Genomic DNA, 14,104 nt, shown 5'->3' with positions numbered 1-14,104 from the left:
CCACGGATTCATCCATTTACGCTAGCGGCGTGTGGTACTGATCGAACAAACAGGCCAGATAGCCGGCAGGTGCCAGCCATGTGTAGCGCTCAGGCGCGGCTGATCAGCGGGTTGGGCAGGGTCCAGTAGGGCTCACGCTTATGCAGTCCGTCCAGCAGACTGTTCAGTTCCTGCTGCATGCTGATGCGCATCTGCGCCACTAGGGCGGCGGCACTGCCATCAGGCTGTTCCAGCAACCAGCGGCTGATGTCGATAGGCTCCACTACGCGCATGTACAGCGCGCGCGGGCCAGCCGGCCGTGGGAAGAAGGCGTTCAGGGTGTCGCGCAGACGTCCCTTGCAGTAATCGTTGCGCACCCGCTTGATACATTCGGCCACCTGCTCTTGCGCCAGCAAAGGCTGGCTGTAGGCGGCAGGCGCCAGCCGCTGCAAGCGCTCCCAGGCTGCCAGCAATGGCTTCATGCCCTGGCGCTGGCTTTCATCCTGGCTTTCCCGCAGCACCCGGCTCCAGCGGCGCCCCTGGCTCAGGCTGGCATGCTCTGCGCCGGCCAGCAGGTCGAGCCGGGTGGCCAGTTGTTGCTGCAAGTGCAACTGGCGTTCGAAATAGGCCTGTTCATGCCGCAAGGGCAAGCCGATATCACAGCGGGTGGCTTCGCGCTCCAGCACGCCACTCAATAGCTGGAACAACTGTTGCGGCAAGTCGGCATCCGGACTGACATCCAGCCGCAGCCGGGCTGCCGTCCACAACAGCTCGCGGCGGATGGCTCGGGTTTCATCATGCAAAAAGCGCAACTTCCACACCACCGGGACGATATGCACCGGCGGCATGCGCTCCAGTCCCATGGCTTGCAAGCGGGCATGCGCGCTGAGCGCCAGTTCGGCAATCCCCGGAAACAACGGCGCCAGCCAGTCGGCATGCCAGCCAACTGCGCCCTCCGGGTGCAACAGCACACCATGGCCTTGCAAAGCCCAATCTACGGAATGCTGCTTGGCCGCCTGGCTGGCGGCACCCGGAATCTGGGCAATCAGGTTGTTGCGCAGCCAGAAACGCTGCATGGCAGCACCCATGCCATTCACCACGGTATGCGTGGCCCAGCTGGCCAGCTGTGGCGCATACCGGGCCGACAGCTCCTTGTCTATCATCCAGTCGGTAAAGAATTCGGGATGATTGGGCCCGATAAAACTGACATTGCGCGGGCTGAGCGCCTGTTGCAGACGCGCCTCGTGCTCGCGCGGCACATGCCATTCGCGGATATCGGCTACGCCGGAAAAGCCGGGCAGCCGCCCCAGTACAGGCAGGTCGCGCAGCAACGGCACACCATGCAGATTAAGCCAGCGGTTGACCGGCACCAGAAACTGCATCAATGCGGCATCGGGCCGGGGGGTGACAAAGGTATGCAGGCGCGACATGACAGGGGCTCACAACAGAAATAAAACCTTGTTTAACGTGTAAGCCCGTCCACGTCAAGATGACGATGCCATAGTCTCGTCGGCCTGCTGCCCTCAATGACGGCCGTAAAAGGCAGTGAAACTGGCCTTGCCCAAGCTGTTGGCATTCAGCATATAGCCCACCAGCGCCGGCATGGCATCAGCCGGCAGGTCCAGCTTGTCCACCTTCAGTGCATGTACGGTAAAGATGTAACGGTGAGGCTTGTCACCCAGCGGTGGGCAAGCACCGCCAAAGCCCGGCTGGCCATAATCGGTCTTGCTCTGCACGCTGCCGGCCGGCAAGTGCTGGCCATCGGCACTACCGGCCCCCGTCGGCAGCGAGCGGGTGGCCGCTGGCAGATTGAATACCAGCCAGTGCCACCAGCCACTACCCGTTGGCGCATCCGGGTCATAGACAGTCAGCGCAAAGCTACGGGTGCCTGCCGGCACATCGCTCCAGGCAAGTGCAGGCGAGGTATTGCCACCGCTGCAGCCAAAGCTGTTGAATTCCTGGGCCCGCGACAGCGTGCCGCCGGCTTTTACCTCGCTACTGCCCAGTTGAAACGCGTGTGCCGTGCTGCACAACAGACCAAAAACAAGAGTCGGCAATAAATGACGGACCATGGTGTTACTCCACGAAGAATAAAGGATGCACAGCGGCAGAGATGGCCGCATTGCCTGCATCATTCTAGGCAGACCAATCGACCGCAGCGCGCCGCAGCCGCTCAGCGCATCGCCTTTGCCGCTCAAGCAGCTCAACTTTCTTCGGGCAGTTCGCGGGTGGCACGCAGTGCACTGGGCGTCAGGCCAAAGCGGCGCCGGAATGCCGCCGCAAAGCGCGATGGCGACTGATAGCCACTGGCCAGGGCCACGTCCAGCAAGGACTGGCGCCCAGTCATTACCAGCCCCAGCCCATGCGCCAGCCGCGCTTCCGTCAGCAAGGCAGAAAAGGTAGTGGCTGCAGCAGCCAGCCGCCGTCGTAACGTCGCCTCGCTCATGGCCAGCCGCTGGGCCACTGCAGCCGGCGTCCAGTCATGTGCTGGATCGAATGCAAACAGTGACTGCAATTGCTGGCGGGCATCCTCGGTCGGCAGCAGCAACAGGCTGCGGCCCTGGCCTTGCTGCAACAAGGCCAGCATCAAGCCCTGCCAGCCATGCTCGGCCCAGGCCTGCGCCATGGGGTCATCCGCGTTTTCCAGCGTACTCACTAGCTGCTGCAAAGCCTGGCGGCTGTTGGCACTGGGGGTGAATACCGGGCTACCCGGCGCTGCCTGCAGCAGCAAGTGGCCATGCAGGGCATGAAAGCGCTGCAGCCATTGCCGGTCCTGGGTCAGCGCCAGGGCCAGGTAGTGACCGCTGTCGGCATCCGGCTGGTTGACCAGCTCCAGCTCCTGTCCGGCAGGCAGCAGCAGCCAGTCCCCGGCGCGGCAGATCAGCTCGCCGCTGTCCGTGTGGATGATTTTGCAGCCTTCCAGCACGGCAATCAGCTGCGACTGCCAGATCGGCACGCGGGCGATTCTTTGTTGCCGGCGCGAGTGGTAAGTGGCCAGCGTGCCGGCCAATACAGATGATGAAGACATGCCTGCATTGCAGCGCGAATCGGTGCGGCCGGCAAGTCTTGCCCTCATGGCTGCAGAAAAATACCGACTGCCACCGGCAAATTCGTTAAACGCTATCTTGCTGATTAAGTTGGCTATTGTTTATATGATATACATCATAAAAAATCAGCTAATCCCCAGCGGGAGCACGCATGCGTTACGACAAACAACATAAAACCGCCATCCGCCAGCGCATTCTGGACATGGCCAGCCTGCGCTTTCGCTCGGAAGGCATTGCAGCGGTGGGTATTGCCAACCTGATGGCCGACCTTGGGCTGACCCACGGCGGCTTTTACTGGCACTTCAAGGACAAGGAGGATCTGGTTGCCCAGGTCTGCCAGCAGTCCATGCAGCAGATGTCACTGCAGTGGCAGCAGCAAGGCCAGCAAGCCGCCCCAGGCCAGCAATGCCTGGCGGTGGGCGAGCACTACCTGAGCATTCAGCATCGGGATTTTCCGGACACCGGCTGCGTGGCAGTCGCACTGGCCGGCGAGCTGAGCCGGCGTGGCAGTCCCGCGCGCGAGGCGTTTACCAGCGGACTAGAGCAACAGCTGGCCGCACTGGCCGAGGCCGCACAGCAGGATGCCGCCAATGGTAGCCACCCACTCAAACCGACTGTGCAATTGAGCCTGATGGTTGGTGCCTTGCTGTTGGCGCGTGCTGTTAACGACCCCGCACTGTCTGCCCAACTACTAGAGGAAGCTGCAGCGCAGATTGCCGGCCAGCTAGCCCCGGCGGCCGGCTGATCCTGCAGCGGCGCGTCAAGGCTGGCTGCGCTGGCAGGCCAGCCGCGTTTCCCGCACCATGCGCTCGAATTCACCACTGCTTTGCAAGGCCTGCAAGCCGCGATTGAAGCGGGCAATCAGCTCGGCACCTTGCGGATGCCGCCGCCAGATCACCACATGCAAGGGTGCGGACCAGAATGCCGGGCTGCCGGACAGCTGCCCGGCCTGCGCGGGGGAGAAATTGCGCGCCAGCAAAAACTGGCCGACATCTTCCTCAATGGGAAACAGGTCGATGCGCCGGGCCAGCAACTTGCGGAAATTGCTCAGGTCATCCGCCGCGCCATCGGTATGCAGCACACCTTGCTGCACCAGGCGGTCGAACTCTGCGGAATAGAAATTGCCGATGGTAATGCCGATGCGTAGCCCGGCCAGATCAGCGAGTTGCGTCCAGCGTCGCTGCTCTGACTTGCGTTGGAAAAACACCATGCGGGCCGACATCACCGGCAGGCTGTACAGCAAGTCCTGCAAACGCTCGGGGCTGGGAGCCCAGCCCAGGCTGCCGTCCGCAGTGCCATTCCGCGCCGATTGCAAGCTGCGGTTATTCGGCAGAAATCGGTAAACCACAGTGACCTCGGCGCGCGCAAAAGCTGCCGTGACCACGCGGGACAGAATGCCGTTGTCGGGAAGATGACTGCCAAGATAAGGGGGCCACTCATCGGACGCCAACACAATGGACAAGCGGCTGCCTCCCGGCAGCGTGCCATGCGCGGCCAATGCGGCCAGCGCCCACCCCAGCAATATGATGCCCAGGGCAACATGCCGGATGGTACCGGCATGACCTGCAAGCCATTGCTTCATGACCTGCTCCCTAACTCGAATCGTTAGCCACTGGCGTGATAACGCCAGACTTCCCCGCGACGGTCACTGCCTGGCATTGCCGTCATGTATTGACGATCGCGGCAGTGACTCGGTTCACTTCAGCATACGGGCCACCAGCGGTGACAGCAAGCCCGGCGCTCGGCCACAACCGCGCCGACCGGGCCCTCCGACTTAGCGCTTGTTGGGCGAGAGCAAGGCCGATACCGGGCGTGCCGGCTGGCTACGACGCTGTTGCGGGGCATTGCCCGGCTTGGCCGTGGCGGCCTGACGGGCCGGCTGCGGCTGGCCGCCCTGGCTACGCGGCTCGGCGGCCTTGCTGCGCGGCGCACTGCCGGTCGGGCGATGGCCATGACCGGTCGGCTTGCTCTGCTGTTCGTGACGCGATTTGCCAGCACCTTGGCCCTGACGTGCGCCCTGCCCCTGACGACCACCACCACCCTGGCCACGACCACGGCCGGCGCTGTTGCCACCCATGGGAATCGGCTCCGGTTTCACGTTCAGGTCCGCCTCGAAACCCGGAATGGTAAAGCGGGCGATGGACTGCTTGGTCAGCTTCTCGATTTCACGCAGGAAGCTGAACTCGTCGACACAAACCAGCGAAACGGCTTCGCCCGGGCTGCCGGCGCGGCCGGTACGGCCAATACGGTGTACATAGTCTTCCGGCACATTCGGCAATTCGAAGTTGACCACATGCGGCAGCTGGTCGATATCCAGGCCACGGGCGGCAATATCGGTAGCCACCAGCACCTGCAGCTTGGAAGTCTTGAAATCGGCCAGGGCACGGGTGCGGGCATTCTGGCTCTTGTTGCCATGAATGGCCGCCGACGGGATGCCAATCTTGTCCAGCTTTTCCGCCAGACGGTTGGCACCATGCTTGGTGCGGGTAAACACCAGCACCTGATACCAGTTGTGATCGCGGATCAGCTTGATCAACAGATCGGTTTTCTTGTCGCGGTCCACCAGGTGCACGCGCTGGTCTACCAGCTCGTTGGTGGTATTGCGACGAGCCACTTCCACCAGCTTGGGCTGGTTGAGCAGCTTGTCGGCCAGGGTCTTGATTTCATCGGAGAAGGTGGCCGAGAACAGCAGGTTCTGGCGCTTGGCCGGCAACAGGGCCAGTACCTTGCGGATATCGTGGATGAAGCCCATGTCCAGCATGCGGTCGGCTTCGTCCAGCACCAGGATTTCCACGGCGGACAAATCCAGCGTGCGCTGGCTGACATGGTCGAGCAGGCGGCCAGGCGTGGCCACCAGGATGTCTACCGGCTTTTTCAGGGCGGAAATCTGCGGGTTGATGCCAACGCCGCCGAACATCACCATGGATTTGAGCGGCAGATGCTTGCCATACTCGCGCACCGATTCTTCCACCTGGGCAGCCAGTTCGCGGGTGGGCGTCAGCACCAGTGCACGCGGCTTGCCGGGCTGGCGCGAGGGTTTGTCCATCAGCAACTGCAGCAGCGGCAGGGTAAAGCCAGCGGTCTTGCCGGTACCGGTCTGTGCGGCAGCCAGCAGATCGCCACCTTGCAGTACCTGGGGAATGGCTTGTGCCTGAATCGGCGTGGGGATGGTGTAGCCGGTATCGGCCACTGCACGCAACAAAGCTTGCGCCAGACCAAGGTCAGCAAAGGTAATTTCGGACATACTGCACTCCTGCGACTGCCTGATCGCAGTAAGCGACACCAATCTAGGCTGACGATAAACGGTTGAAATAAATGCGGAAGGCCTCGGGATGAGGCTTGCATTGCGCGCCGATTGGCAAGACGCGGAAGTCGGCGAGTTTACAGACAATTGCCCGGCCAGGGAAATCATCCTGCGCATTGGTGCAGCGTAACATCGCGCCGCATGGCACAATAAAGCATGCTCAAAATCCCCCCAGTACCATTCGCAGTCCTTTTGCTACTGCTCGTATCCGGCCAGGCGCATGCCCTGAACGGATCGCACTCGCTTGGTACCGGGCCGGACAAAAACGGCAGCCGTGGCGGCCTGCGCCAGCCCATACCGCCGGCATTGCCGCCCACGCCCACCATGCAGGCCACCGAATTCGACTGCAACAAGCCGGCCAATGCCATGGAAACCATGCTGTGCCAGGATGAAGGGCTGATCCGCCTGGGCAACCGCCTGGACAAGGTTTTCACCCAGGCCATGGACAAGGCCAGACAAAACAGCGCCGGCGCACCCAGCCAGAACAAACTGGAACAGGAGCAACGGCGCTGGGCGCACAATCTCAAGGAATGCATGAAGAACGACAATCCCCATATGTGCCTGGGGGATACCTATATTCTGCGCATTACCGAACTGCAGGCCGGCTGGGAGCTGGCACCCTCGCTGACCCCGCTGCACTACCTGTGCGGTGGTGGCGGCAATAACGATGTACTGGCCACCTTTTATCGCACCAAGCCGGCAACGGCACGGCTGGTCCGTGGCAAAAGCCAGGTCATCCTGCATCAGCAGGAACTGGTCACCGGCGGTGCCCGCTACGCCGGCCAGAATGTCGAGTTCACCATCCGGGGCAAGGAAGCCAGCATCAACTGGAAAGGCGAAAGCCTGCTGTGCATCAGCCAGCCAGAGCAATAGCGCCCGACTCGCCCCCGGTTTGTTCCAGATTACGGCCGCTGCCAGTGCGGCGGCCTTCACCCCCACATTGCGGACACCTCATCATGGCGCTTACAGCCACCATTTATAAAGCCGGCCTGTCGATTTCCGATATGGACCGCGGCTACTATGCCAGCCACAACCTGACCCTGGCCCAGCATCCTTCGGAAACCGTGGAGCGCATGATGGTGCGCCTGGTGGCCTTTGTGCTGAACGCCAGTGAAACCCTGAGCTTTACCCGTGGCCTCAGCTCCGACGACGAAGCCGAACTGTGGCAGAAGAATTACAGCGACGAAATCGAACTGTGGATCGAGCTGGGCGAGCCGGATGAAAAACGCCTGAAAAAAGCCTGCAGCCGTGCCGACAAGGTAGTGCTGTACAGCCATGGCGGCCGCTCCAGCGAAGTATGGTGGCCGCAGATCGAAAACAAGCTGGTGAAGCTGGACAAGCTCAGCGTCTACCGCATCAGCACGGCCACCCTGGCCGAACTGGCCAGCCTGTGCCAGCGCAGCATGCAGCTGACCGCCACCGTACAAGACGGCCAACTGTGGCTGGCGGACGAAAGCCGCAGCGTGCTGGTGGAGGTAGAGCCGCTGAAAGTGCCGCATTAAGAACTGGTTTACGATCTGCGCAATGCGACTCATTCTGTGTCCGCCAGATCGTCAACCGGCTCCAAAACCTACTGCAGCCCACTTCGGCCTTGCACCTCGGTGCGCCAGGACTTCGGCTACCGTCTGCGTCGTCGTACACGGTTTGGTTAGCCGTGCACAGGCCGTGGCATGCTGGCTGCCAGCTGACGGGCGGCTTCATCGCCCTGCTCCAGCGCGGCGATCACGCTCTGCCTATCCTGCGGCAGCCGGTTCTGGCTGAGCTTGGCCTTGACATCCCAGCGTTGCACCCGCAGCCGGAAGCCGACAATGCCGCGCTGCATGGCGGCCATGGCCTGCGCCGACAGTGCGCTGCTATTCCACCCCGCCTCGCCTTCAAACTGCAGTGCCAGCTGCTGCAATAAGGCCGACAGCGCCTCCCCCTCCACCCCTTCGGCCCGTCCATGGGCATGCGCCACCCGGTAATTCCAGGTAGGCACCATGCCGTCCGACACATACCAGCGCGGCGAGACATAGCCATGCACACCGGTAAACACCGCCACACTGTCTTGCCCAAACAGCACCCCGGCATGGCCGTTGGCCCGCGCCAGATGACCGAGCAGGCAATCTGCTTCGGTTGGATCAGGCAGCAGCACCACATGGCTGAGCCAGGGTTCGCCATCGGCCTGGGTAATCAGCGTGGCCAGCGGATTATCGGCCATCACCTGGCGGGCATAGTCAGCTTCGGCAGCAAACGCCGCAGGGCAGTACAGGCTCATGGCTGTTCCCCCGTGCTGACCGGGAAAGCATAGTCACGCACGACCTCGGCAATCTGTACCCGGTAGCCGGCATACCAGCGCTCGCGTCCCAGTTGCTGTGCCAGCAGATGATCGGCATCGGCTTTCCAGGCGCGGATACTGCCCAGATCCGGCCAGTAAGACAGCGCAACTTCCTGCCCGTCTTCATTCACCGCGACAAACTCCAGGCAGCCAAAGCGGCTTAACGCCAGTTCCCGCAATTGCGCCGCTACCCGGCTGTATTCCTCGTCCAGCTGGCGGGCCACCGCCCGGAAAATCACCACGTACATATTGTGTCTCCTTATTGCCGCATGGCGATGGCCAGGCGGTTCAGCGCATTCATGCTGGCGATGGCCATGGTCAGGTCGCAGATTTCCTGCGCAGAAAAATGCTGCAGCAAGGGCTGATACACGGCATCGGCCGCCTGGCTGGCGGCAATATCGGTCAGCGCTTCGGCCCAGGCCAGCGCGGCTTGCTCGGCTGCCGAAAAATGCGGGCTCAACCGCCAGCCGGCCAGCGTATCCAGCCGGGCATTGTTTTCCCCGCCGTTGCGTAAGGCCCGGGCATGCATGTCCAGACAAAAGGCGCAGCCATTCAGCTGCGACACACGCAAATACACCAGTTCCACAAGATTACGCCCCAAGGGGCTGTCTTCCAGCAGTTTCTTGATGGCACGCAAATGCTGCAAGGCGGGACCGGACAATTCGACATAAGGCTGACGCAGGCTGGACATGACGGTTTCTCCTGAGGGCAAGCCGGTATTATTCATCCGGCAATGGCCCTATTACAGATCCACTTTTATCGCCAGACAAGGAACCACTATCTCGCCAGGGCGGCCAGCGCACGCCACAGCATCAGCAAGCCCATACCCAGCAGCAACAGGCCACAGACGATATCGATGCGCTGCCGCCCGGCCTCTCCCAGTCGGCCCAGCAAGCGGCCAGCCCCGAAAGCCAACACACACCACCATAGTGCCGAGCCAGCAAATACACCGGCAACCATCAGCAGGGCTTCGGACCTACTCGGCGCGGCATGGCCGGACAGGCTGGCGAACACGGCCAGAAAAGACAAGATGGTCATGGGATTGCTCAAGGTCAGCAGCAGCGCCGATGCCCAGGCACTGCACCAGCCATGGGCACTTGCCACCCGGGCGGCCTCGCTTGCCGCATGCCGCCGCAACATGCCCAGCCCCATCCATGACAACAGCAGGCTGCCGGCTACCGCCAGCGGCAGGGCCAGCGCCGTCAGCTGCTGAATCAGCGCACTCAGGCCCAGCGCGCCCAAGGTGGCATACAGTGCGTCGGCCGTCGCCGCGCCCAGCCCGGTGGCCAGCCCCACCCACGGTCCCTGACGCAAGCTGCGGTCGATACACAGCAGGCCGATGGGGCCTAGCGGAGCGGCAATGGCCAGCCCCAGCAACAGGGCTTGGGCAAACAAGATCAACATATGCATGAGAGGACTCCTGACAAGAACAGCCAGTCTGCCCGGCCAGCCAGCTGGCTGACATGGTTTTTTTCAGGCAAACCCATGCATATAACTGATAAATTAAAGCCAGAATGCATTTCGACCATAAAGGGGCGCTAATGGAAATCGACAGCAAGGCTTGGAAGATTCTGGAATGCCTGCAGCAGGACGCACGGCTGTCACTGACCGAGCTGGCCCGCGCGGTGGAAATGTCGGTGCCCGCCGTGTCCGAACGGGTAAAACGGCTGGAAGAAGCCGGGGTGATCCAGGGCTACCACGCCCGGCTGTCGCCCGCCAAAGCTGGTTACACCTTGTCGGCCATGGTGGGCATTACCGTGGCGCAGCCCTACAAGAAAAAACTGCTGCAATTACTGGAGGACATGCCGGAAGTGCTGGAGTGCCACCATGTTACCGGGGCCGATTCCTATCTGTTCCGCCTGCTGGCACGCGATGTCGGCCATCTGGAAACACTGGTGGCACGGGTGAATCATCTGGGCGAAACCCGCACCTCCATCATCCTGTCCACCCCGATTGCTGCGCGCCCTTTGCGCACGCCGCGTTAATTGCCATGTAAAGCGAACCTTAATGTCATCTGGCTGTCGTAAAATGCCGGTATCCCTAGCCCCTAGCCAAGCCCCATGACCTCGCTGACCCTGCGTGTTGCCACCTTTGACGATGCCGGACTGATTGCCCGGCTGCATACCGAAAGCTGGCAGCACAGCTACCGCACCATTCTGTCCGACGACTATCTCGACCACGTTGCCCCCACCGAGCGCCACACTATGTGGACCCGCCGTTTCCATTACGACAATCATCTGTGGGTGCTGCTGGCCCTGTGGGAAGGCGAGCCGGTGGGCTTTGTCTGCCTGTTGCCGGATGGCGAAACCGAGCGTGGCCTGCTGCTGGATAATCTGCACGTACTGCCCGGTCAGCAAGGCCGTGGCGTTGGCCGCAGCCTGCTGCAGGCCGCCGCAGCGCAGGCCGACACCCTGCAGCCGGGCCGGCCTATGCACCTGTGGGTATACGAGGCCAATAGCGAGGCACGGCGGTTTTACAGCCGCATGGGCGGGGAAATGGTAGACCGCGAGAACGTACTGGCACCGGACGGACGCAAGGCCATTGCCCTGTGCTATCGCTGGGCGCAGCCGGCACAACTGGCCGCCGTCCAGGCATAAACAGCAGGCCTCTTGCGACAGTGCCGCGCCGGCTTTGCTAAACTGGCGCCATGTCTGCCCTCAAATACCTGCTGCACTACCCACCCAGCCTGCTCGCCCAGGTCCAGGCCCGTCTGGACGACGGCAGCCTGGGCAACTGGCTGGCCAGCCGCTATCCCGACAGCCACGCCGTGCAGAGCGATAACGCGCTGTACCAGTATGTCAGCGAGCTGAAACAGCGCTATCTGAAAAATGCCCCGGCGCCCACCAAGGTGCTGTACGACAATCGCCAGCACCCGGTAAAAGGGACGCTGGGCACCAATACCCAGATCTCGCGGGTGCAGGGCAGCAAGCTCAAGGCCAAGCACGAAATCCGCATTGCCACGCTGTTCCGCGACGCACCCGAGCCCTTCCTGCGCATGATCGTCGTTCACGAGCTTTCCCATCTGCGCGAGAAAAACCACGACAAGGCCTTCTATCAGCTGTGCTGCCATATGGAGCCGGCTTATCACCAGCTGGAATTTGATACCCGGCTGTGGCTGACCCTGCGCGAACTGGAGCCAGCCGCCAGCCCGGCTCCGCGCTAGTTGCGGTCGAGGAAGGCGGCGATCTGCTGGTAAGTCTGGACGCACTCGTCCGCCACCAGCTGCTCCATATTGAGGAAGGCATGCACCAGGTCATCAAAATGCAGATGCTGGTGCGGCACGCCTGCCGTGCGCAATCTATCCAGGTAGCTCAGCGCTTCGTCGCGCAGCGGATCAAAACCCGCCGATACCACCAGGGTGGCCGGTAGCCGCTCGGTCATCGCCATGTGCAAGGGCGACGCCGCCAGCCGGTCTTCACCATGCTGGAAATAATTGTCGAAATACCAGGCAATGCGATCGCTGTTGAGGAAATAGCCTTCGCCATTCTCGCTAATCGACGGCAGGCTCATGCTGTAGTCCAGGCTGGGATAGATCAGCACCTGGGCAGCAATCTGCAAGGCGGTATCATGTTGCGCGCGCGCACTCACCGTAGCCGCCAGCGCCGCACCGGCAGAATCACCGATCAGCGACAGGCTTGGCAGAAATGGCAGCTGGCGTGCACTGAGCGCAGCAAACACGCCACGGGCAGCGGCATAAGCATCATGCAGTGCTGCCGGATAGGGGTTTTCCGGAGCCAGCCGGTATTCCGGCACCACCACGATATGGCCGGTGGCCGCCGCCAGCCGGCGGCTGATGGGGTCGTATACGCTGACACTGCCGGCGGTATGGCCGCCACCATGCAGAAACAGCAGCACTGGTCGTGCCTCGCCCGGTGCCGGATGGTAGATACGTACCGGCACGCTGTAGTCGCGGCCATGGACGATTTCATCATTGACCCAGGCAATGTCCGGCCCGGCACTGACCAAGCTGCGGGTGACATTGGCCAGCGCCTCGCGGGCACCGATGGCGGTGGGCTTGTAGCCGCTGTCGCGCAGGCGGCCGATGAGCTGGTTGAGCTGGTACAACCAGTCGGTCAGCTTGGGGCTGACTGCATGCATGTGTACTTCTCCTGACTTGGGCAAACTTCAGCGTTTGCCGCACATTAATATACCAAAGTCATTAAATGTGCCAGCTCAGACGGTTTCAGGACTGGATACCAGCTGGTCACGCCGGGCGAGTTGCGGAAACCAGCGCATCCACAGCAGCACCACCAGCAAGGTGCCCGCTCCGCCCAGCACCACGGCCGGCACGGTTCCCAACCAGGCCGCCGTGACACCGGATTCGAACTCGCCAAGCTGGTTGGAGGCACCAATGAACAGCGAGTTCACCGAATTCACCCGGCCACGCATGTCATCCGGTGTTTCCAGCTGCACCAGCGTGCCACGAATCACCACGCTGATGACATCGGCCGAGCCCAGCAGCATCAGCGCCAGCAAGGACAGCGGAAAGGAACGTGACAGACCGAACAGGATGGTGGCCAGGCCAAACACGGCAACCGCAGCAAACATGATATGCCCGGAGCGACGACGTATCGGATGACGCATCAGCCACACCGACATCAGCAGCGCCCCGGCGGCCGGGGCCGAACGCAGCAGGCCCAGACCCCATGGCCCGGTCAGCAGGATGTCGCGGGCAAACACTGGCAGCAAGGCGGTCGCCCCACCCAACAGTACGGCAAACAGGTCCAGCGAAATCGCCCCCAGAATATCCGGCCGGCTGCGAATGAAGCGCACGCCCATCAGCAAGGAATCCAGCGACACCCGCTGGCCGGTGGGGAGCACCCGGCTGGAGGGCAGCAGGCTGACCAGCACCAGGCAGGCCAGAAAACAGGCGGCCGACAGGCCATAGGTCAGTTCGGCACCCACGGCATACAGGAAACCGCCCAGCGCCGGCGCGATGATGGTGGCTGCCTCATTGGCCGAGGCCGCCATGGCAATGGCCTGCCCCAGCAAGCGAGGCGGCACGATATTGGGTAGCAGCGACTGCATGGCGGGCATGTCAAAGGCGCGGCAGCAGCCCACCACCACCGACAGGGCGAAGATCAGCGCGCGGCTGACCTGCCAGCCCATGCCGAGATTGCCCAGCAGCAAAGTCAGCGCAGCCAGCGACTGGATAAACAGGCTGATGGCTACCACCCGGCGGCGATCAAAGCGGTCAGACACCACTCCGGTCACCAGCACCAGGAGCACCCGCGGCAGAAATTGCAGTAGTCCCACCAGCCCCAGGTCGAGGGCACTGCCGGTCAGGGCATACACCTGCCAGCCAATAGCCACGGTAAGGATTTGAAAACCGGCAGTCAGCAGCACGCGGGCCGACCAGAACTGCCAGAAAGGGCGGCAATGCCGCAGGGATGCAGAAGCGTCGTTCATCAGGGGCAAAAACGGCCGGACCGGCCATGACAAAGAGATCAAGCCTAC

Annotated in this window: 17 protein-coding genes; 6 read left to right on the top strand and 11 right to left on the bottom strand. The window is 62.2% G+C overall.

The annotated features are described in order from the left end of the window. Positions 1–89: 89 nt before the first annotated feature. The 3 genes from H2Z84_RS08520 to H2Z84_RS08510 all read right to left on the bottom strand — a co-directional run bounded on the left by H2Z84_RS08520 (position 90) and on the right by H2Z84_RS08510 (position 3,007). Positions 90–1,409 (bottom strand): hypothetical protein, encoded by a 1,320-nt coding sequence (locus H2Z84_RS08520; protein ID WP_181835595.1) that lies wholly within the window; start codon positions 1,407–1,409, stop codon positions 90–92. A 93-nt stretch (positions 1,410–1,502) separates the two neighbouring features. Further along, entirely contained in the window at positions 1,503–2,051 is a 549-nt protein-coding gene (locus tag H2Z84_RS08515) for a YbhB/YbcL family Raf kinase inhibitor-like protein (protein WP_181835594.1), read from the bottom strand. A gap of 131 nt (positions 2,052–2,182) precedes the next feature. Next, positions 2,183–3,007 (bottom strand): AraC family transcriptional regulator, encoded by an 825-nt coding sequence (locus tag H2Z84_RS08510; RefSeq protein WP_181835593.1) that lies wholly within the window; start codon positions 3,005–3,007, stop codon positions 2,183–2,185. 170 nt (positions 3,008–3,177) lie between these two features. On the opposite strand from H2Z84_RS08510, the gene H2Z84_RS08505 reads away from it, so the two are divergent. Further along, on the top strand, positions 3,178–3,771 hold the full coding sequence (locus tag H2Z84_RS08505; protein ID WP_181835592.1) for a TetR/AcrR family transcriptional regulator: 594 nt from the start codon (positions 3,178–3,180) through the stop codon (positions 3,769–3,771). A gap of 15 nt (positions 3,772–3,786) precedes the next feature. Here H2Z84_RS08505 and H2Z84_RS08500 read toward each other — a convergent pair whose 3' ends face one another. Both H2Z84_RS08500 and H2Z84_RS08495 read right to left on the bottom strand, forming a co-directional pair. Next, positions 3,787–4,608 carry a substrate-binding periplasmic protein gene (locus H2Z84_RS08500; RefSeq protein WP_181835591.1) on the bottom strand — a complete coding sequence of 274 codons (822 nt, stop codon included), beginning with the start codon at positions 4,606–4,608 and terminating at the stop codon, positions 3,787–3,789. Between the two features lie 192 nt (positions 4,609–4,800). After that, the gene (locus tag H2Z84_RS08495) at positions 4,801–6,270 is read right to left on the bottom strand and encodes a DEAD/DEAH box helicase (RefSeq protein ID WP_181835590.1); all 1,470 of its coding nucleotides are present in this window, start codon (positions 6,268–6,270) and stop codon (positions 4,801–4,803) included. Positions 6,271–6,522: 252 nt separating this feature from the next. Here H2Z84_RS08495 and H2Z84_RS08490 point away from each other — a divergent pair, with 252 nt between their 5' ends. Together H2Z84_RS08490 and H2Z84_RS08485 are read left to right on the top strand one after the other, a co-directional pair. Continuing rightward, entirely contained in the window at positions 6,523–7,203 is a 681-nt protein-coding gene (locus tag H2Z84_RS08490) for an MliC family protein (protein WP_181835589.1), read from the top strand. 83 nt (positions 7,204–7,286) lie between these two features. Then, positions 7,287–7,832: a YaeQ family protein gene (locus H2Z84_RS08485; protein ID WP_181835588.1), complete on the top strand. Its 546-nt coding sequence runs from the start codon at positions 7,287–7,289 to the stop codon at positions 7,830–7,832. A gap of 146 nt (positions 7,833–7,978) precedes the next feature. Here the strand turns inward: H2Z84_RS08485 and H2Z84_RS08480 are convergent, their stop codons facing one another. From H2Z84_RS08480 to H2Z84_RS08465, 4 genes are all read right to left on the bottom strand, one after another. After that, complete coding sequence (locus H2Z84_RS08480; protein ID WP_181835587.1) at positions 7,979–8,587, bottom strand: FMN-binding negative transcriptional regulator; 609 nt, start codon at positions 8,585–8,587, stop codon at positions 7,979–7,981. Then, the gene (locus H2Z84_RS08475) at positions 8,584–8,895 is read right to left on the bottom strand and encodes an antibiotic biosynthesis monooxygenase family protein (RefSeq protein WP_181835586.1); all 312 of its coding nucleotides are present in this window, start codon (positions 8,893–8,895) and stop codon (positions 8,584–8,586) included. The genes H2Z84_RS08480 and H2Z84_RS08475 overlap by 4 nt, the downstream gene beginning before the upstream one ends. Positions 8,896–8,906: 11 nt before the next feature. After that, positions 8,907–9,338, bottom strand: coding sequence for a carboxymuconolactone decarboxylase family protein (locus tag H2Z84_RS08470; protein WP_181835585.1), 432 nt, complete (start codon positions 9,336–9,338; stop codon positions 8,907–8,909). 86 nt (positions 9,339–9,424) lie between these two features. Then, positions 9,425–10,057: a LysE family translocator gene (locus H2Z84_RS08465; RefSeq protein WP_258869339.1), complete on the bottom strand. Its 633-nt coding sequence runs from the start codon at positions 10,055–10,057 to the stop codon at positions 9,425–9,427. 131 nt (positions 10,058–10,188) lie between these two features. Here H2Z84_RS08465 and H2Z84_RS08460 point away from each other — a divergent pair, with 131 nt between their 5' ends. The 3 genes from H2Z84_RS08460 to H2Z84_RS08450 all read left to right on the top strand — a co-directional run bounded on the left by H2Z84_RS08460 (position 10,189) and on the right by H2Z84_RS08450 (position 11,810). Next, positions 10,189–10,632, top strand: coding sequence for an Lrp/AsnC family transcriptional regulator (locus H2Z84_RS08460; protein ID WP_181835584.1), 444 nt, complete (start codon positions 10,189–10,191; stop codon positions 10,630–10,632). A 75-nt stretch (positions 10,633–10,707) separates the two neighbouring features. Then, positions 10,708–11,244, top strand: coding sequence for a GNAT family N-acetyltransferase (locus H2Z84_RS08455; protein WP_103525857.1), 537 nt, complete (start codon positions 10,708–10,710; stop codon positions 11,242–11,244). 50 nt (positions 11,245–11,294) lie between these two features. Next, positions 11,295–11,810, top strand: coding sequence for a M48 family metallopeptidase (locus tag H2Z84_RS08450; RefSeq protein WP_103525856.1), 516 nt, complete (start codon positions 11,295–11,297; stop codon positions 11,808–11,810). On the opposite strand, the gene H2Z84_RS08445 is transcribed toward H2Z84_RS08450, so the two are convergent. Both H2Z84_RS08445 and H2Z84_RS08440 read right to left on the bottom strand, forming a co-directional pair. Further along, positions 11,807–12,745 (bottom strand): alpha/beta hydrolase, encoded by a 939-nt coding sequence (locus H2Z84_RS08445; protein WP_181835583.1) that lies wholly within the window; start codon positions 12,743–12,745, stop codon positions 11,807–11,809. The genes H2Z84_RS08450 and H2Z84_RS08445 overlap by 4 nt on opposite strands. 75 nt (positions 12,746–12,820) lie before the next feature. Continuing rightward, positions 12,821–14,056 carry an MFS transporter gene (locus H2Z84_RS08440; protein WP_181835582.1) on the bottom strand — a complete coding sequence of 412 codons (1,236 nt, stop codon included), beginning with the start codon at positions 14,054–14,056 and terminating at the stop codon, positions 12,821–12,823. Between the last annotated feature and the right edge of the window lie 48 nt (positions 14,057–14,104).

The sequence above is a fragment of the Aquitalea aquatica genome, assembly GCF_013911085.1.
GTDB lineage: Bacteria > Pseudomonadota > Gammaproteobacteria > Burkholderiales > Chromobacteriaceae > Aquitalea > Aquitalea aquatica.
The sequence above is the reverse complement of the archived record's forward strand: the minus strand, read 5'-3'. Positions and strand labels throughout refer to the sequence as shown.